The organism is Exiguobacterium sp. s123, from assembly GCF_018617075.1.
Classification (GTDB): domain Bacteria; phylum Bacillota; class Bacilli; order Exiguobacteriales; family Exiguobacteriaceae; genus Exiguobacterium; species Exiguobacterium profundum.
In genome coordinates, this window is record NZ_JACSJL010000002.1 from 216,038 (window position 1) to 231,680 (window position 15,643).

The 15,643-nt window shown below is 45.3% G+C and carries 22 protein-coding genes; 5 read left to right on the forward strand and 17 right to left on the reverse strand.

Annotated elements, in window-relative coordinates:
- The first annotated feature begins 126 nt into the window (after positions 1 to 126).
- Together KNO72_RS04985 and KNO72_RS04990 are read left to right on the forward strand one after the other, a co-directional pair.
- A complete protein-coding gene (locus tag KNO72_RS04985) occupies positions 127 to 1,068 on the forward strand; it encodes a DUF1385 domain-containing protein (RefSeq protein WP_214686939.1) in 942 nt (313 codons plus the stop codon).
- A 14-nt stretch (positions 1,069 to 1,082) separates the two neighbouring features.
- Complete coding sequence (locus KNO72_RS04990) at positions 1,083 to 1,493, forward strand: SA1362 family protein (RefSeq protein ID WP_012726581.1); 411 nt, start codon at positions 1,083 to 1,085, stop codon at positions 1,491 to 1,493.
- Positions 1,494 to 1,516: 23 nt separating this feature from the next.
- Here the strand turns inward: KNO72_RS04990 and hpt are convergent, their stop codons facing one another.
- Together hpt and mntR are read right to left on the reverse strand one after the other, a co-directional pair.
- Complete coding sequence (gene hpt, locus KNO72_RS04995) at positions 1,517 to 2,044, reverse strand: hypoxanthine phosphoribosyltransferase (protein ID WP_078147112.1); 528 nt, start codon at positions 2,042 to 2,044, stop codon at positions 1,517 to 1,519.
- Between the two features lie 174 nt (positions 2,045 to 2,218).
- A complete protein-coding gene (gene mntR / locus KNO72_RS05000; RefSeq protein ID WP_078147113.1) occupies positions 2,219 to 2,647 on the reverse strand; it encodes a transcriptional regulator MntR in 429 nt (142 codons plus the stop codon).
- Between the two features lie 163 nt (positions 2,648 to 2,810).
- On the opposite strand from mntR, the gene KNO72_RS05005 reads away from it, so the two are divergent.
- Positions 2,811 to 3,191 (forward strand): rhodanese-like domain-containing protein, encoded by a 381-nt coding sequence (locus KNO72_RS05005; protein ID WP_012726584.1) that lies wholly within the window; start codon positions 2,811 to 2,813, stop codon positions 3,189 to 3,191.
- 40 nt (positions 3,192 to 3,231) lie between these two features.
- Here the strand turns inward: KNO72_RS05005 and gcvPB are convergent, their stop codons facing one another.
- From gcvPB to KNO72_RS05070, 13 genes are all read right to left on the reverse strand, one after another.
- Positions 3,232 to 4,707, reverse strand: coding sequence for an aminomethyl-transferring glycine dehydrogenase subunit GcvPB (gcvPB, locus tag KNO72_RS05010; protein WP_214757423.1), 1,476 nt, complete (start codon positions 4,705 to 4,707; stop codon positions 3,232 to 3,234).
- A complete protein-coding gene (gcvPA, locus tag KNO72_RS05015) occupies positions 4,707 to 6,044 on the reverse strand; it encodes an aminomethyl-transferring glycine dehydrogenase subunit GcvPA (RefSeq protein ID WP_047795659.1) in 1,338 nt (445 codons plus the stop codon). Before gcvPA ends, gcvPB begins: the two co-directional genes overlap by 1 nt.
- A 25-nt stretch (positions 6,045 to 6,069) precedes the next feature.
- Positions 6,070 to 7,146, reverse strand: a complete 1,077-nt coding sequence (gene gcvT, locus KNO72_RS05020) for a glycine cleavage system aminomethyltransferase GcvT (protein WP_078147937.1) — start codon at positions 7,144 to 7,146, stop codon at positions 6,070 to 6,072.
- A 148-nt stretch (positions 7,147 to 7,294) separates the two neighbouring features.
- Positions 7,295 to 7,633, reverse strand: coding sequence for a hypothetical protein (locus KNO72_RS05025; RefSeq protein ID WP_078147115.1), 339 nt, complete (start codon positions 7,631 to 7,633; stop codon positions 7,295 to 7,297).
- The gene (locus KNO72_RS05030; protein WP_214686943.1) at positions 7,630 to 8,118 is read right to left on the reverse strand and encodes a shikimate kinase; all 489 of its coding nucleotides are present in this window, start codon (positions 8,116 to 8,118) and stop codon (positions 7,630 to 7,632) included. The genes KNO72_RS05025 and KNO72_RS05030 overlap by 4 nt, the downstream gene beginning before the upstream one ends.
- Positions 8,111 to 8,410, reverse strand: a complete 300-nt coding sequence (locus KNO72_RS05035; RefSeq protein WP_214757425.1) for a hypothetical protein — start codon at positions 8,408 to 8,410, stop codon at positions 8,111 to 8,113. The genes KNO72_RS05030 and KNO72_RS05035 overlap by 8 nt, the downstream gene beginning before the upstream one ends.
- Positions 8,374 to 8,898 (reverse strand): prepilin-type N-terminal cleavage/methylation domain-containing protein, encoded by a 525-nt coding sequence (locus tag KNO72_RS05040; RefSeq protein WP_078147117.1) that lies wholly within the window; start codon positions 8,896 to 8,898, stop codon positions 8,374 to 8,376. Before KNO72_RS05040 ends, KNO72_RS05035 begins: the two co-directional genes overlap by 37 nt.
- Positions 8,804 to 9,040 (reverse strand): hypothetical protein, encoded by a 237-nt coding sequence (locus KNO72_RS05045; RefSeq protein WP_047795193.1) that lies wholly within the window; start codon positions 9,038 to 9,040, stop codon positions 8,804 to 8,806. The genes KNO72_RS05040 and KNO72_RS05045 overlap by 95 nt, the downstream gene beginning before the upstream one ends.
- Positions 9,027 to 9,434, reverse strand: a complete 408-nt coding sequence (locus tag KNO72_RS05050; protein WP_235439563.1) for a prepilin-type cleavage/methylation domain-containing protein — start codon at positions 9,432 to 9,434, stop codon at positions 9,027 to 9,029. Before KNO72_RS05050 ends, KNO72_RS05045 begins: the two co-directional genes overlap by 14 nt.
- 20 nt (positions 9,435 to 9,454) lie before the next feature.
- Positions 9,455 to 9,757: a prepilin-type N-terminal cleavage/methylation domain-containing protein gene (locus KNO72_RS05055; protein WP_031423311.1), complete on the reverse strand. Its 303-nt coding sequence runs from the start codon at positions 9,755 to 9,757 to the stop codon at positions 9,455 to 9,457.
- Between the two features lie 15 nt (positions 9,758 to 9,772).
- Positions 9,773 to 10,750 carry a type II secretion system F family protein gene (locus KNO72_RS05060; RefSeq protein WP_214686945.1) on the reverse strand — a complete coding sequence of 326 codons (978 nt, stop codon included), beginning with the start codon at positions 10,748 to 10,750 and terminating at the stop codon, positions 9,773 to 9,775.
- On the reverse strand, positions 10,732 to 11,538 hold the full coding sequence (locus KNO72_RS05065; RefSeq protein ID WP_214684030.1) for an ATPase, T2SS/T4P/T4SS family: 807 nt from the start codon (positions 11,536 to 11,538) through the stop codon (positions 10,732 to 10,734). The genes KNO72_RS05060 and KNO72_RS05065 overlap by 19 nt, the downstream gene beginning before the upstream one ends.
- 58 nt (positions 11,539 to 11,596) lie before the next feature.
- Entirely contained in the window at positions 11,597 to 11,983 is a 387-nt protein-coding gene (locus tag KNO72_RS05070) for a Spx/MgsR family RNA polymerase-binding regulatory protein (RefSeq protein ID WP_012726596.1), read from the reverse strand.
- Between the two features lie 249 nt (positions 11,984 to 12,232).
- On the opposite strand from KNO72_RS05070, the gene KNO72_RS05075 reads away from it, so the two are divergent.
- Positions 12,233 to 12,496 carry a DUF2626 domain-containing protein gene (locus KNO72_RS05075; protein ID WP_012726597.1) on the forward strand — a complete coding sequence of 88 codons (264 nt, stop codon included), beginning with the start codon at positions 12,233 to 12,235 and terminating at the stop codon, positions 12,494 to 12,496.
- Between the two features lie 32 nt (positions 12,497 to 12,528).
- On the opposite strand, the gene KNO72_RS05080 is transcribed toward KNO72_RS05075, so the two are convergent.
- Entirely contained in the window at positions 12,529 to 13,146 is a 618-nt protein-coding gene (locus KNO72_RS05080; RefSeq protein WP_214686947.1) for an MBL fold metallo-hydrolase, read from the reverse strand.
- Between the two features lie 157 nt (positions 13,147 to 13,303).
- Between KNO72_RS05080 and KNO72_RS05085 the strand changes: the two genes are divergently transcribed.
- Positions 13,304 to 13,483 (forward strand): DUF2759 domain-containing protein, encoded by a 180-nt coding sequence (locus KNO72_RS05085; protein WP_012726599.1) that lies wholly within the window; start codon positions 13,304 to 13,306, stop codon positions 13,481 to 13,483.
- A 117-nt stretch (positions 13,484 to 13,600) separates the two neighbouring features.
- Here KNO72_RS05085 and KNO72_RS05090 read toward each other — a convergent pair whose 3' ends face one another.
- Positions 13,601 to 15,517 carry an LTA synthase family protein gene (locus KNO72_RS05090; protein WP_214757427.1) on the reverse strand — a complete coding sequence of 639 codons (1,917 nt, stop codon included), beginning with the start codon at positions 15,515 to 15,517 and terminating at the stop codon, positions 13,601 to 13,603.
- Positions 15,518 to 15,643: the final 126 nt, after the last annotated feature.

Consider the following 15,643-nt stretch of genomic DNA (forward strand, 5'->3'; position numbering starts at 1 on the left):
TTCGTCAAGTCTTATCTATTGTAACAAATTTATCGAAAGAACGTGAATCGAGCCTTCTGCCCTTTCGTTTTTTTTACAAATCACGGTATAATTCAAGTACAACATTTGAAGAATCGAGGAAAGTGAATGAATTCTAAACCAACCATCCCAGTCGGGGGACAGGCGCTTGTGGAAGGCGTCATGTTTCAAGGCCGCTCTGAAAGCGCATCTGCCATCCGGCGAAAAGATGGCTCGATTGAAACATTCGAGCAAGCGCGCATTCTTGTCCCTTGGGTCCAATCGTTAAAAAAAGTACCGTTCTTGAGAGGGATTGTCGCGCTTTACGAATCGTTAAAGAACGGTTCTGCACATATGAACTTTGCGAGCGATCGATATGATGTCGACCCGAGTGAAGATACGAACACGAGCGAAGACCAAAAACAGAGCATATGGATGATTGCCATCATCGCAATCGTCGGTGTCATCTCATACGTGTTTGGTAAATTGATTTTCAATGTGACGCCTGCACTGCTCGCGGCTATGTTTCAAGACGTGCCTTTATTTTCCGGACATGTGATTCAAAACCTCCTTGAAGGGGGAATAAAATTAGTATTGTTACTCAGCTACCTCTACTTGATATCATTGACGCCACTCATTAAGCGCGTCTTCCAATATCACGGCGCTGAGCATAAAGTCATCAATTGCTATGAGTCCGGGCGTCCGGTCACGGTTGAACAAGTACGCCAAAGCTCGCGATTGCATTATCGCTGTGGCTCGAGTTTCATTTTATTCACCGTCTTCGTCGGGATTGGCGTTTATATGATTGTGCCAATCGACCCGCTCTGGTTGCGACTCGTCAGCCGAATCGCGCTATTGCCGGTCGTCATCGGAATCTCATTTGAAGTCCTTCAGTTTACCAATCGTTTCCGCGACCATCGCTTTCTGTCATTCCTCGGCAAACCGGGCCTGTCGCTCCAATTATTGACGACACGAGAGCCGAATGATGAGCAGATTCAAGTCGCGATTGAAGCATTTGAGACATGGGAACGAAAAGAGTTAGGAGAATCGGTCATTCATAGAGAGGGATAAGAGGAGGAAGCACCATGATCAGACAAAGAGTCGGTTCGATCGCTGCAACAATCGTGTTTATCCTTGGCTTCATCGGGGTCGGGCATATGCTTGCCACCGATCCGGGTCGCCTGTTTAGACAATTGTTGTTCATCGGGATATTCGGGTTAGTCTTTTATGTGATCTATCGCGTCTTCATGGCACCACGTATGTCTGCAGAAGATGCACGCTATCGTAAAACCGCGCAAGCCTCAAAAAAACGAATGCAGGGAAGTCGTGGTCCTCAAGTCAAACCTTCCGCTTCCGCTAAAAACCGGAAAGCGAAGAAACCTGGTTCGAACGTCACCAAGTTATCTAAACGTTCAACCGTACATCGTAGCAATCCTCCACACTTAACAGTGATTGAAGGAAAAAAAGGCAAGAAGAAAAAGAAAGCAAACATGTAAAAGGAGCGCCGCGGCGCTCCTTTTTATGTCGTCTCTACATATCCGATATATGGAAGATTCCGATATTGCTCCGCATAATCGATTCCATATCCGATGACAAACTCATCAGGAATTTCGAACCCGACATAGTCTGCGTCCAATTGAACGAGTCGACGCATCGGCTTGTCGAGAAGCGTACAAATTTTCAACTGTTTCGGTTGATGAAGCTCCATATGTTTACACAAGAATTTCAACGTCTGTCCCGTGTCGATGATGTCCTCGATAATGACGACATACTTTCCTTCCACATCTAAATCCAAGTCCTTCCGAAGCTGCACACTCCCACTCGAGACCGTCTTTTTCCCGTAAGAAGACGTCGCGACCGTATCGAGCTGAACGCTGCCTTTCATGTATCGCATCAAGTCTGCCGCAAAGACCATCGAACCCTTTAACACGGCGACGATCACGATTGGTGTTCCCTCTGCATCGTTCTCAATTTCTTCAGCCAACTCTTTCACACGTGTTTGAATCTGCTGTTCATCAAACAGTTTTCCTTTGATTTGAATCTCCATTTATCCGGCGAATGTTCGCCGTCACCCCCTATCTATTCAATCCACGATTCATCTTAACATAATAATAACTAAAAAATATACATTCTATGATAAATATGAATGATTCGTTCGTATTTTAGCGATGGTAAACCAAATAAAAAGCGACAATCGAGTTCGAATGTCGCTTTTCACATATTATTCCTCTGAAGCTCGCTCTTGATCCCGAAATTCTCTGAATTGATCCATGAGCTCAGGCTTATCTTCAAAAAATTCCACGAACTGTGTCATACAGTCAAGTGTGTTCGAGCTGAGATGGTGTTCGATTCCCTCGACATCCTCGTACACATCTGCCTCATCCACTCCGATTAGACGTAAAAAAGACTCGAGCATCGCATGACGCTCGACCAATCGCTTCCCTACTTTTTGACCTTTTTTTGTAAGCATGAGACCACGATACTTTTCATACACCAGATATTCTTCACGGTCCAACTTTTGAACCATTTTGGTGACAGAGGAGGGATGGACCCCTAAATGTTCCGCAATGTCAGATACACGCGCATAGCCTTTCTCTGACATCAACAAATAAATACGTTCTAAATAATCTTCCATACTCGGTGTCGGCATGGGCACGACCTCCCCTTATGTTCCGGTTTCCATTCTTTATTTTATCCTAACTAGAATGAAATCGAAAGGGAAAGCCCCGATTGATTGAGTCAATCGTTGTCTCATGACCTTAAATTCATTATAATGAGATATGGTAACTTTGAAAGAGAAGGGAAGAACATCTATGGGACTCGAAACAATCCTCGTCATCCTCCTATGGGTTGCCTTGATCGCCTACATCGTATGGCGTTTCATGCCAGCTCGCGGGTTGAAAAAAATGAAACAAGAAGAATTCCGCGCCTCACTCCGTAAAGGTCAGCTGATTGACGTGCGCGAACCGAACGAATACAAAGGTGGACATATCGTTGGTGCTCGGAATATCCCGGTCGGCCAAATGAAACTACGCATGAAAGAACTGCGCAAAGATCAGCCGATTTTGATTTACTGCCAAGGTAGTTCACGTTCAAACCAGGCGGCTAAACTCTTGATGAAGAACGGATACAACAACATCTACATGCTCGAAGGCGGTTTCAAGAACTGGAAGGGTAAGATTAAAAAAGCTTAAAAAACGGGCGGGTCGATTCAATCATCGACTCGCCCATTTTTTATTTTACAGATGACGCCTCACGACGCTCATATTTTAAGACCGGTTTACGGGCAGCGAGTGTCTCGTCCATCCGTTTGACGACCGTCGTATGAGGAGCCGTCTGAACGATCTCCGGATTCTCTTCCGCCTCTTTGGCAATCTGGAGCATCGCATCACAGAACGCATCAAGTGTTTCTTTTGATTCTGTCTCTGTTGGTTCCACCATGATACATTCCTCGACATTTAACGGGAAATAGATTGTCGGTGGGTGGTAACCGAAGTCAAGAAGACGTTTAGCGATGTCGAGAGTACGAACACCAAGGGCTTTTTGACGTTTGCCTGACAAGACAAACTCATGTTTGCAATACGTATCATATGGCACGTCGAACGCATCTTTTAGTCGCGCGAACATATAGTTTGCGTTGAGGACCGCTTCACGTGATACCCGCGTCAATCCTTCTGCGCCCATCGTCTTGATATAGCTGTAAGCTCGGACGTTGATCCCGAAGTTTCCATAGAATGGTTTGATTCGCCCGATTGAATGTGGTCGGTCGTAATCGAGACCATATCCATCATCTGTTTTCGTCACGATTGGAGTCGGTAGGAATGGGATTAAGTCACGTTTTACTCCGACTGGACCTGAGCCTGGACCTCCACCGCCGTGAGGACCGGTGAACGTCTTATGCAGGTTCAAGTGAACGACGTCAAAGCCCATGTCCCCCGGACGTGCGATTCCGAGAATCGCGTTTGAGTTCGCGCCATCATAATAAAGCTTCCCGCCAGCTTCATGAACGACTTTTGAGATTTCAAGAATATCCGCTTCGAATAGTCCAAGCGTATTCGGGTTTGTCAGCATGAGCGCAGCTGTATCCGCTCCAACTTTTGCCTTCAAATCATCCAAATCGACGAGACCGCGCTCATCTGACTTGACGGTTACCGTCTCGAATCCAGCAACGACTGCGGACGCCGGGTTTGTTCCGTGCGCCGAGTCTGGAACGAGTACTTTCGTACGAGCCTTATCCCCATTACGTTCATGGAACGCTTTGATCAACATGAGTCCCGTCCATTCCCCATGCGCCCCTGCCGCTGGTTGGAGTGTGACTTCGTCCATTCCTGTAATTTCAGCGAGTTGCTCCTGTAAGTCCACCATGAGTTCGAGCGCACCTTGAATCGTCTCAACCGGTTGCAGTGGGTGAATATGTGCAAAGCCAGGAAGACGAGCCATATCTTCGTTCACTTTCGGATTATATTTCATCGTACACGAACCGAGCGGATAGAAGCCTGAATCGACCCCATGGTTTCGTGTAGATAGAGACGTGTAATGGCGAACCACATCGAGTTCAGATACTTCCGGAAGTTCCGCCGCCTCTTTTCGAATCATCGTAGCCGGTAACAACGTCTCAAGGTCAACCTCTGGGACAGTCGGTGTCGGCAAATTATATCCAGTCCGTCCTTCACGTGATACTTCAAAAATTAGCGTTTGCTCGTGTTGCATTATTTCATCCCCCCAACCACTTCGACAAACTGATCAATCTCTTCTTTCGTGCGCAATTCCGTCGCGCAAACCAACATCTGTGTCTGACGCTCCCCTTCATACGTACCAAGCGGTAGACCACCAATCATGCCATGCTCGAGCAGATGGCGCGATACTTCTTCTGCGTCACGTCCAAAATCTACCACGAACTCATTGAACATCGGTCCTTCGTCCACGATGTTGAATCCTGCAGCTTTTAACGCTTCTTTCATATAATGAGCAGTTTGAATATTCCGAACGGCCATATCACGAATTCCGTATTTTCCTAAAGCGGACATCGTGATCGAAGCAGCCAATGCGTTAAGCGCTTGGTTCGAACAGATATTGGATGTCGCTTTATCACGACGAATGTGCTGTTCACGCGCCTGGAGCGTCAACACGAATCCGCGTTTGCCGTCCTCATCGACCGTTTGACCAACAAGTCGTCCCGGTAGTTTACGCATCAATGATTTTTTGACCGCGAAGTATCCACATGACGGTCCACCAAAACTTTGCGGAATACCGAATGGCTGTGCATCTCCGACCGTGATGTCCGCACCGAGTGCTCCTGGTGACTCAAGAATTCCGAGGGCGAGCGGGTTGCTCGAAACGACGAAGAGCGCACCCGCTTCATGAGCCAATTCTGCCAATGTTTCTAAGTCTTCAATACGACCGTAGAAGTTTGGATATTGTACGACAAGACACGACGCATCCGTCAAATCAAGGTCTGACACGTCCGTCACCCCGTTCACCACATCTGTGTAGTCAACGGATAGCCCCGGTCCGTCAGCATACGTACGGATTACGTCCTTCGCTTCAGGATGCACTGCACCAGAGACGACGACACGTTTTTTCTTCGTCTGCGCGCTCGCTAGGTAAGTCGCCTCAGCGAGAGCCGTGATTCCGTCGTACATCGAAGAGTTCGCGACGTCCATCCCTGTCAATTCACAAATCATTGTTTGGAATTCGAACATCGCCTGAAGTTCACCTTGTGAAATCTCAGGTTGATATGGCGTATACGCCGTATAGAATTCAGAACGCAAAAGCATATGGTTCATCACACTTGGTGAAAGATGATCGTACATCCCTGCTCCAAGGAAGCTCGGGTATGATTTCGTATGTTTGTTTTTATCAGCCAACTTCGTCATATGACGAACGAGATCGACTTCCGGAAGCGGAGCCCCAATCGCCGCCAATGATGCTTGTTCGCGAAGTGTTTCTGGAATATCTGAAAGAAGCGCTTCGATTGAATCGACGCCGATTGTCTCTAACATGTCTCGTTCATCTTGTTCGGTCATCGGTAAATAACGAAATTCCATTCTGTTCATTCTGAATCCCCCTGTTTCATTTCGTTCGTTTATAGAAAGGTGTCGGTACGCGTTCGGCTTCAATCTTTTTGCCACGGATGTCGATGACAAAACGATCTTCATCTTTGTAACGTGCATCGACTCGTGCCCATGCGATTGATTCATTTACAGTCGGAGGCATCGTACCGGTCGTGACAACGCCGATTACATTCCCATCCAATTCAACTTGCGCCCCTTGGCGGGCAATCCCACGACCGAGCAATTTCAATCCGATCAATCGATTCGGAATATTCTCTTTTTGAGTGACGAGTGCTTCCTTACCAACAAAGTCAGTATCTAGCTTGACGGCAAAATTGAGATTCGCTTCGAATGGCGTGACCGACTCATCTAACTCATGACCGTAAAGCGGCAAGCACGCTTCGAAACGTAATGTATCGCGTGCGCCCAGCCCACATGGGGTAACACCCTCGGTTTCAAGCGCTTCCCAAATGGCAGAAATCGCTTCTGCTCGAGCATAAATCTCGAACCCATCTTCCCCAGTATACCCACTTCTAGAGATGATCGATGGCACACCCGCAACGTCCCCATTCATGAATTTGAAGAACCCGATTTCGTCGAGTACCACATTTGTGATAGTTTGAAGTACGGATTGTGCATTCGGTCCTTGAATCGCAATCTGACCATATTCATCAGATTCATTTGTCACAACCACGTCACCCTTGACGTATCGACGAATGTGGGCTTCGTCCTTTTCAATATTTGAAGCATTGACGACGAGCCAATAAGCGTCCTCATCCAATCGATAGACAAGCAAATCGTCCACCACACCGCCGTCTTCAAGACAGAGAAGGTTATACTGGGCTTGACCAACTTTAATCTTCGAGATATCATTCGTCACCAAGTTTTGAACTTGCTCAAGCGCATCCGGCCCTTCGATTCGAATTTCTCCCATGTGAGATACATCAAACATCCCCACGTTTTGACGTACAGCCAAATGCTCTTCTTTAATCGAAGAGAACATAATCGGCATTTCAAATCCCGCAAAATCAACCATCTTCGCCTTCGGTTCAATCAAATCGAACAAAGGCGTACGTTTCAAAGTAACCTTTTCCATAATATCCCCCAATCCCGAACATAAAATGCTTTTGTTTTTGAAATCTTTCGTTTTCCATTCCACTTTAACAATTTTTATTCCTTCTGCATAGGTAAAAAAGCGAAAAAGAAAAAGGATGAAAAACGAAAACGTTTTCATCCTCATTATTTCATATTTTCGACTCGGTGGAAACGTCAGAACGTTCAATTCCCGCTGTCCGTTTGATTTCATGAGTTAGCTCGACGGCGGCTTGCTTTAATTCAATCGATTCATTCTTCGCATTGACCCCAAACTCTTTTAATTGAGTAACGGATCGATTGACCGCATCCACGTGCCCTTTGATTTCATTGACCTGTTGACCAATCACATCCGCCCGAATTTTAAAACGTTCCGTCAGACGATTCAAACGACCAAATTCTGGTTTCATTTTGTTTTTGAACAAGAGATAACCATATATCCCAAGTCCGATTAATGAAAATACGATGATGGCAAAATTAATCCAAATCATTCTTTTTCCCCCTTTATACGGATGATTTGCTTGGCGATGTCTTCAGGCGATTGAGATGCATCGATGGATACACTCGCTTTTCGATATAATTGATCACGTCGTTGAAACAACGCATGAACATCCTCCCGTCCTCTTTTAACAAGTGGCCGCGCAGAATCTTTGATTCGTTCCCAACACATGTCGAACGGAAGATTTAAATGGATCATCGTACCACGTTCACGCATCCAACATATATTTTCAGAGCGTTCCACCACTCCGCCACCGGTCAGGATATAGTCAGCAGTGACTTGTTGCAGTACTTTTGACTCAACATCACGAAACGCAGACTCACCATAGCGGTCAAAATATGTAGCGATCTCCATCCCAGTCATGGACTCAATGACTAAATCAAGATCGATGACCTCCCCATATTCTTTCAGAAACGAGAATAAGGTAGATTTACCTGTACCCATAAACCCCACGATATAAAACGGGTTTTCATTCATAAACAATCACCTCTTTATACCGTTCACCAGATGTTAGCACGATATTCACTTCAGTACGATTCGGTGCAATCGGACGACACGTCAGAGTTCCCGTTGGTTTATGCAGCGTTAACGGTCGATCACCGCAACGCTCCTTCGCCAATAACAGATGCGATTCGAAGCGAATCGCTAAGATTTCCTCTGACAGTCGCCTCGTCGTTCGTTCCACATCAGTATACCAAAATAACGCGGCCCCGAGTAACCAAACAACGATGGTCAAGGTGATGACGAGAAAGAATCCTGTTTCATGCACATGACGTGCCGCTCTCTTCTGAACGATGAATCGGTCCATGCGATTCGAAAACCCTTTCCGACCGTTTCGACATGATACTGCTCGATTCCTCTTAAAAAGAGTAAGTTTCCTCCTCCATCTCCGACCATGACCAAATTGCCATTTACTTGTTTGATTGTCCATGACCACCGCTCCTCATCCGATTTGACGAAATCACCTCGTAACCGCCCTTCGTCAACACGACAGTTCTCGCTATCCATCAGACGGCGCACAATCAGTTGAGGCGTCGTATGATGATTCCATTTAGGCTGTTCATAAAGATGTTGACCGAGCGTGAGCAATTCAACCAAAAGGAAAAGAAATATGGGAAGGATCAGCAAAACGACCGTCATTTCAATCATCGTAAAGCCCTTTTCATAATGTCGGTAAACAAAATCCTTTCTCACACACTTGCTCACGCCCTGTTGGTTCAGTGGCTTCAAGCAGAACCTCTCCTTGTAATCGTTCATAGATGAAGAGCGTGTCACTCAACCGTTGGATTCGTTCATTCCCTTGCACGACAAAGGATGCCAGTATGAAAATCCATCCCATGATGACCGCAAGACTGACAGTCAGCTCCCATAACGAGAAACCCGATTCATCCACTTTCACGAATAATCACCTCCGGCTCATACGTCCCGATTCGAAATTTGAGCGTCACCGATGTCTTTCCACTGACGAATTTCCATTGTCCCGCATAAGAGGCGGTCGCTTGTGAAAAGGTCAACGTGTTGTACGTCGGAAGATATACGTCCACCCCATCAGGAACATCAACCTCCCTGACGATCTCTCTCCCACACACAATCAGATAAGTTTGTTGTTTGGAAATCCAAATCAATCGCGGCACACAATCTCCCTCTTCTGAAATATAGGGAAATTGCCCAGCTTCTTGAATATTCGCTACCAATGAATCCGTAAAATTGTAGAGCTCCATTCGTTCGAACGGTCTCGTAATCGGTGCACTCATCAATACTAAGAACGACAATACGACAAGTACCCATGTCATTTCGACCAAGGTGTAGCCTTTCATTGTTTTTTTAAGGAGCCATCAGTCGGTGAATACGTATAGGTCGAGGATTGACAGCTATAAACGAGTGGATCTGCAGCCGACGCACGCTTAATCACTTCTAACGTTTCAGGATAGGCTTTATGTTCCGCGTAATGCAAATTGATTTCAGATTCAACGATTCGAACACTACCTTCGCAACTCACTTGGTCAGCACGAGATTTCCCGTCCGACAAAGAAGGGACAAGTAACAAGAGAAGAACGGATATAATGAGTAATACTGCCGCCATCTCAACTAATGTGAACCCACGCTCTTCCTTCATTTCATCTTTCTCCTTTCACAATTGAGCCATAATGAGTTTGACCGGTAAATAGAGTGTGTAAAAAAGAACACCGATCATGACACTGAGGATGCCGTATAAAGACGGTTCAATTTTCTCAATCAAACCCCGACTATGTTGCTCCATCTCTTCGAATACAAGCTCGCGATGAAGAGACATCAATTTGCCAAGTTCTCCACTCATCGATCCCACACCTAATAGACTCACGACCTCATGATCGATAAACGGTTCACACCTCGTCGCCGCTTCAATCCCTTCACCTTCAGACATGCGATAATGAATTCGCTTGGCCATTTCTGCCATTTCTCCCTCCTCCTCGGCTAGCCGACTGATAATCTGCCTGATATTCGTTTCAGTATGTTGGAGCAAGGACAACTCACTTACAAACACATAGGTCATATAGAGTGTTTTCCCACGTCTCCATGCGTAAAAAGGGAGCTCTACTCCTCGACGATGGAATCCATATATGAGAATCGCGATTGCCACGAATATAGAAAACAGTACAGGAAAGAACCAATTCGACAATAGAATCGACCCCACACCGCCATGCGACGAGACATCTACCATCCCCATTAATTTCGGGAAAATGTATAAGGCATAAATCATTCCTAATGCAAGTAGGATGAAGAAGATAATTAACGGATAGCGAATTAGCCTCCGCAGCTCCTGCTTTAACCGTTGTCGCATCTCGAGTACCATCGCCACTTGCGACAATCCATCCATAAATCGTCCGTTGCGGTCCGCCGTATGTAAAATCTCTTGCATCTGCCGATTCGTGATCAAGATGGAAAATACTTCAGACAAACTCACACCCGCTTCTAGACGAATCCTCATCTCTCGAATACAGTCTTTCATTTTTCCCTTCTCATGAAGTTCAAGCGTCTCCATGGTCACTTTCAATGACACACCTCGTGATTGTAGACGAAGAAAACGATGAATCAGTCGGATCGATGGGATTACCGGAACGTCGACCATTCGCAAGTCACCTCCTGATTTCGAGTCAGTACACACCAATGTCTTTCCACGGTCGCCTTACCAAGAAGTTGCATCAGCCGCTTTTCCCCATCCTGAATCGATGCGGTATGAAAGGTTGTAATCGTCAAATGCCCACTGAGCGCTGCATCGTATGCGACCATCAATTCTTCATCGGTCCGCACCTCGCCAATCACGATGATATCCGGGTCGGCACGAAGCGTCTCTTTCAACAAGTGTCGATGGCTGAGTCCAGCCTTAGCATTCACTTCCAGCTGAATGACACCACCGACCATTTGTTCTGGAGGATTTTCAATCGTCACAATCCGCTCATGCTTCAGCTGATTCAACAGGGCATACAGTACCGTCGTCTTGCCTGCTCCGGTAGAACCCCCTATAAAGAAAAGACCATGATGTGATGCCACGACTTTCTGAAATCGTTCCACATCGTGTGATTGTAACAGGTGCTGGAGTTCAAACGTGTCGTGCGGAATGCGCCAAGACATTAACGTCTGGGCGAACGACGGGAGAAAGGTCACCCGGATGACATCTTGATTCAATTCATAGACCCCGGATTGTGGAATGCGTTGATTAGATTCAGGTAGTGAACACCAATATCGCATATGATATGTAAGGCGATCATAAAGCTCTGCATCCATCGATTGAAGCGCAGTAAGCTTACTAGCAGAACGGACTTGAACCTTTACTTGGTTTGCATCGGGTATAAAATGAAGATCACTCGCACCGATTTGACGTGCTGCATCTACTAAATCCTCAATGAGTTCCTTCATCTCGTTCACCTCGATACAAGCATAAAAAAAAGCCCACTATGTTGAAAGTGGACTTGTTTTATGAAACTTGAACCGCTGCAGTGTTGTGGCGACGTGCATATGTTTCGATTGAAACCTTGTCATATCCGACAATCACTTCTTTTCCATCAGTTAAGATTGGACGCTTCAAAAGTTTTGGGTTTTCGCTCATCAGCTTAAGAAGCTCGCTTAATTTCAAATCCTCCACGTCAACATCAAGTTGTTTGAAGGCCTGGCTTCGTGTCGCAAGGAGAGAGTCGACTCCTTCCTCACTGATTGCAAGGAGCTGCAACAATTCGTCAACTGTTGGTGCATCTCTAAAAATGTGACGCTCACTCACTTGAAGTTCTTGTTCTTGTAAAAACGCTTTCGTCTTCCGACAAGAAGTACAGCTTGGATACGTGTAAAACATTAGTTCTGATGCCATTTTTATGTTCCTCCCTCATTCAACTTTCACTTCGCTCATTTTGTATAAGTTGATTATACATCTCTATACCCCGTTTGTACATGTTTTGTGCAACTTTTTTATAAATTTTGTACAACTTTATTTACCGAAATGATTTCACATATTTTTCACGATTATTTTGCTCAATTATCACGTTTCCATAGCATTTTTTCGAATGTGTTGGTAAAATAGTGAATGAGAATGGAATAATGCACGTATGGGGGGATTAACATGGCAAGAATGTTTCGTGTCCTAGGCTTTTGGACTGGACTAGTAGCGGCACTTGCTTTCGTAGGCGCACTAGGCGGCGACCAAAGTAGTAGTGAACATACTGGCGACTTTATCGTTATGGGACTTGTCTTCTTAGCACAAACGATTTTCTTCGTCGCTCTTGGTTACTTAAAACTAACTGAAAAAACGTATGTATATGTCTTCGGCGCGTATTTGACAATTTTCTTCGTTGTCTTTACGTATTGGAGCAACTTCCAAATGTAAAAAAAGATTGTCTCGCCGGAGACAATCTTTTTTTATGTGAAGAACGGATTTGTCCGCTTTTCTTCTTCTAGCGTCGTAATAGGACCGTGCCCCGAGTATAACGTCGTCTCATCGGAAAGGAGCTGCTTCATCCGATCGATGGACCCCATTAATGTCGACTGGTCTCCACCGAACAGGTCTGTCCGTCCGACGGATTGCTTAAAGATCAAGTCACCACAAAAGGCGATTCTTTCATCATCCATATACAATACGACACTCCCTGGGGAATGACCCGGCGTGTGATAGATTCGAAATACGATGTTCCCAATTTCTAATACATCACCTTCGTATGTTTTTTCTGCCGGTTTCATCGATGGTATCGGCAAGTTGAACGCAGAAGCGCCATTCTTTTCTCCATCTGTCAGCCAATCCGCTTCTAAGCGGTGTACATAGACTGGTACCTGGTAACGTTCACGGAGCGCATCGATTCCTCCGATATGATCGAAATGTGCATGAGTCAACAAGATTGCTGAAAGTGTACCGAAACGTTCGATTGTATCGAAGAACCTCGGGTCATCCGTTCCGGGGTCAATGACGACGACAGTGCCGCCTTTTTCAATCACATAGCCGTTCTCTTGTGCCAAGCCAGACGTAATCTTTTTGATTTGCATAGCATTCATCCCCTTCTTATTCAAAACAATATTGTGGCAAAATTGTTTCGATGTCAACCTTTGCTCGACAGCGACTCTATAATCGGATAAAATAATAATGATATTTCAGTGAAATTTTTATGAATTTCATGACGTATAATTAAAGGGGGAACTCGTCATGCATTTGTATGAACCGTTCGGATGGATTTCCGTCATCGTCGCGATTGTGGCTATTTGGGGAATGCTTCGTTCATTCCAAAAACGCCAATTCTTTCCGCTCGTTTTTGCAGGTTTAACTGTACTCGTATTCGGATTCTTTGGTGTCGCCACGTTGATCTACGGTGGAATTCCAGGTTAATGATTCGCATATGCAATCATCAAGCGACTTCGGTCGCTTTTTTTATGCCTTTTTTTACGTTCATTCCCTCTGTTACATAAAACGGACCAAATCACTATGTGACTTGGTCCGTACTCATTATTCTTCAGTTTGTTCTTTGAAACGGAGTAAGTCGGAGTAAATCAAATCATCGTTCATTTGCAAGATTTTTTCCGCTTCTTCCGTCATCGGACCACATAACGACGTATCTTCGACTACTTCACCAGAAGTCGCGTTATAACATGTCGACTGTGTCCAAACATATTCATCCGTCACGACCGTTCCGTCGCGGAAAATCGCGCGGCTGTTTCGATTTTCAGAGAATAAGTCGTTTCCGAATCCAATCGTATCTGACGTGTCGATTCCAAGTAAGTGCAAGATGGTCGGTTTCATGTCGACATGACTACCGATCGTCTCATGCACTTCCCCTTCTTTCTGGTCAGGTAAGTGAATGGCAAACGGAACTTGTTGCAACTTCGCCACGTCGAATGGTGTCAACTCATCTTTGCCGAGTAGCTCGGCCACCGCACTGTTGTGGTTCGTCGAAATTCCGTAATGGTCACCGTAGACGACAAAGATTGTATCTTCCCACATTCCATTCTCTTTCAACTGGTCGATGAAGAGACCGAGTGCGTAATCTTGATAAGCTAGTGCTTGCGGGAAGTTGTTCAACGTAGTTGAGCTCGTTTCAAATTTTGGTACAAGCTCATAGTCTTCACTTGGCATCGTGTACGGGAAGTGGTTCGTCAATGTGATGAACTTCGCGTAGTACGGTTCAGGCAATTCTTGAAGCATTGGAATAGATTGTTCGAAGAAACTATCGTCTAAGAGACCCCATTCTGTCATGTCTTCAGGATTCCCGAGGTCATAACTCTTTTCATCAAAGAATTGATCGACGCCAATGTTCTTGTACATTTGATCGCGGTTCCAGAACGATTTGTTATTCGCATGGAACACGGCTGAGTAATAATTTTCGTCCTTGACCAACTCAGGGAGCGCTTGATATTCGTTATCGGCGTTCGTAAAGTATACAGCACCACGCGGGAGTCCATATAGTGAGTTATCGAGTGCGAACTCAGCATCAGAAGTCTTCCCTTGACCGACTGTATGGTAGTAGTTCGGCCAGTAGTGAGACTCTTCAATCAGTTTGTTCAAGTTCGGCGTGATGTACTCTCCATTCGGCGCCTTCATGTTGTGAGTAAAATTCTGCGCAGATTCGAATGAAACCACGATGACATTTTTCCCTTTATATTTTCCGAATAAATCCGGATTCGGCGCCGCATAGTTTTGACGGGTGAATTGTTCAATCGTTGCGAGTTCTGATTCATCCGCCATCGCTTTTTGAGCCGATGTTTTCGTTTGGAGCATGGCATCATACACATGGAAGTTAAATGTTCCGATGTTTTTCACCAACAGCTCACGGTCAAATGAACGAGTCAACAATTCAGGTCGTTCCGTTTCTGCTAGCGAAAGGTTGAACAAGAAGACAGAGACCGCTACGACGAATGTGACGAGCGCACGTCGATGTGAAGCTGCATTCTCTTTCATGTTCATTCGCCATAAGATAAACGGAAGGATAAACACGTCACCAAGTATGATTAAATCTTTCCATTCAAGAAGCGAAGTGAATGATGTCGATAACGTTTCCATGTTCGATGGTTGCATGATGACAGGCATTGTCAAATAGTCCGTGAATTCCCGATAATACACGGCGTCCGCAAACAAGATAAACGATGCAATCGCATAGAGCGTGTAGAGCACCCATTTTTGTTTATTACCTTTAAAGAAGAAATGGAAGGCAAACAAGAATAATGTCGAACTGATTGGGCTAATCAGTAAGATAAAAGCTTGTGCGGTGTTTTCAATCGGAATGTTGAAGAAAAATTGATAGACGATATACGTCTTCGTCCAAAGCAATAACGTAAAAATCCAAAATAGACGATATTCTTGAAACGAAGCGCGGACCGTGTCGTTCAGTCTCGTCGATAGCTTCGAAAAGCGTTGAGATGAATTCATCTGACGGTCTCCTCCTCTTTTCAGTTTTCGGCATGTTTTAGTTGCCATTCTTTATTTATATTTGTTCATTCATTGTACAATTCGGATTGAATAGTACACGTCCAGTATCAAGTCCAAATCTTACCC

What these genes read in the sequence shown, in the direction of transcription:
- KNO72_RS05060 (WP_214686945.1), bottom strand. Translation starts at nt 10,750, where the DNA reads ATGGTCGACGTTCCGGTAATCCCATCGATCCGACTGATTCATCGTTTT.
- KNO72_RS05090 (WP_214757427.1), bottom strand. Translation starts at nt 15,517, where the DNA reads ATGAATTCATCTCAACGCTTTTCGAAGCTATCGACGAGACTGAACGAC.
- gcvPB (WP_214757423.1), bottom strand. Translation starts at nt 4,707, where the DNA reads ATGCAACACGAGCAAACGCTAATTTTTGAAGTATCACGTGAAGGACGG.
- KNO72_RS05050 (WP_235439563.1), bottom strand. Translation starts at nt 9,434, where the DNA reads ATGACATGGGTACTTGTCGTATTGTCGTTCTTAGTATTGATGAGTGCA.
- mntR (WP_078147113.1), bottom strand. Translation starts at nt 2,647, where the DNA reads ATGCCGACACCGAGTATGGAAGATTATTTAGAACGTATTTATTTGTTG.
- KNO72_RS05025 (WP_078147115.1), bottom strand. Translation starts at nt 7,633, where the DNA reads ATGATTTGGATTAATTTTGCCATCATCGTATTTTCATTAATCGGACTT.
- gcvT (WP_078147937.1), bottom strand. Translation starts at nt 7,146, where the DNA reads ATGGAAAAGGTTACTTTGAAACGTACGCCTTTGTTCGATTTGATTGAA.
- KNO72_RS05005 (WP_012726584.1), top strand. Translation starts at nt 2,811, where the DNA reads ATGGGACTCGAAACAATCCTCGTCATCCTCCTATGGGTTGCCTTGATC.
- KNO72_RS04990 (WP_012726581.1), top strand. Translation starts at nt 1,083, where the DNA reads ATGATCAGACAAAGAGTCGGTTCGATCGCTGCAACAATCGTGTTTATC.
- KNO72_RS05030 (WP_214686943.1), bottom strand. Translation starts at nt 8,118, where the DNA reads ATGAATGAAAACCCGTTTTATATCGTGGGGTTTATGGGTACAGGTAAA.
- KNO72_RS05070 (WP_012726596.1), bottom strand. Translation starts at nt 11,983, where the DNA reads ATGGCATCAGAACTAATGTTTTACACGTATCCAAGCTGTACTTCTTGT.
- KNO72_RS05075 (WP_012726597.1), top strand. Translation starts at nt 12,233, where the DNA reads ATGGCAAGAATGTTTCGTGTCCTAGGCTTTTGGACTGGACTAGTAGCG.
- KNO72_RS05065 (WP_214684030.1), bottom strand. Translation starts at nt 11,538, where the DNA reads ATGAAGGAACTCATTGAGGATTTAGTAGATGCAGCACGTCAAATCGGT.
- KNO72_RS05080 (WP_214686947.1), bottom strand. Translation starts at nt 13,146, where the DNA reads ATGCAAATCAAAAAGATTACGTCTGGCTTGGCACAAGAGAACGGCTAT.
- hpt (WP_078147112.1), bottom strand. Translation starts at nt 2,044, where the DNA reads ATGGAGATTCAAATCAAAGGAAAACTGTTTGATGAACAGCAGATTCAA.
- KNO72_RS05085 (WP_012726599.1), top strand. Translation starts at nt 13,304, where the DNA reads ATGCATTTGTATGAACCGTTCGGATGGATTTCCGTCATCGTCGCGATT.
- KNO72_RS05040 (WP_078147117.1), bottom strand. Translation starts at nt 8,898, where the DNA reads ATGAACGATTACAAGGAGAGGTTCTGCTTGAAGCCACTGAACCAACAG.
- KNO72_RS04985 (WP_214686939.1), top strand. Translation starts at nt 127, where the DNA reads ATGAATTCTAAACCAACCATCCCAGTCGGGGGACAGGCGCTTGTGGAA.
- gcvPA (WP_047795659.1), bottom strand. Translation starts at nt 6,044, where the DNA reads ATGGAATTTCGTTATTTACCGATGACCGAACAAGATGAACGAGACATG.
- KNO72_RS05055 (WP_031423311.1), bottom strand. Translation starts at nt 9,757, where the DNA reads ATGAAGGAAGAGCGTGGGTTCACATTAGTTGAGATGGCGGCAGTATTA.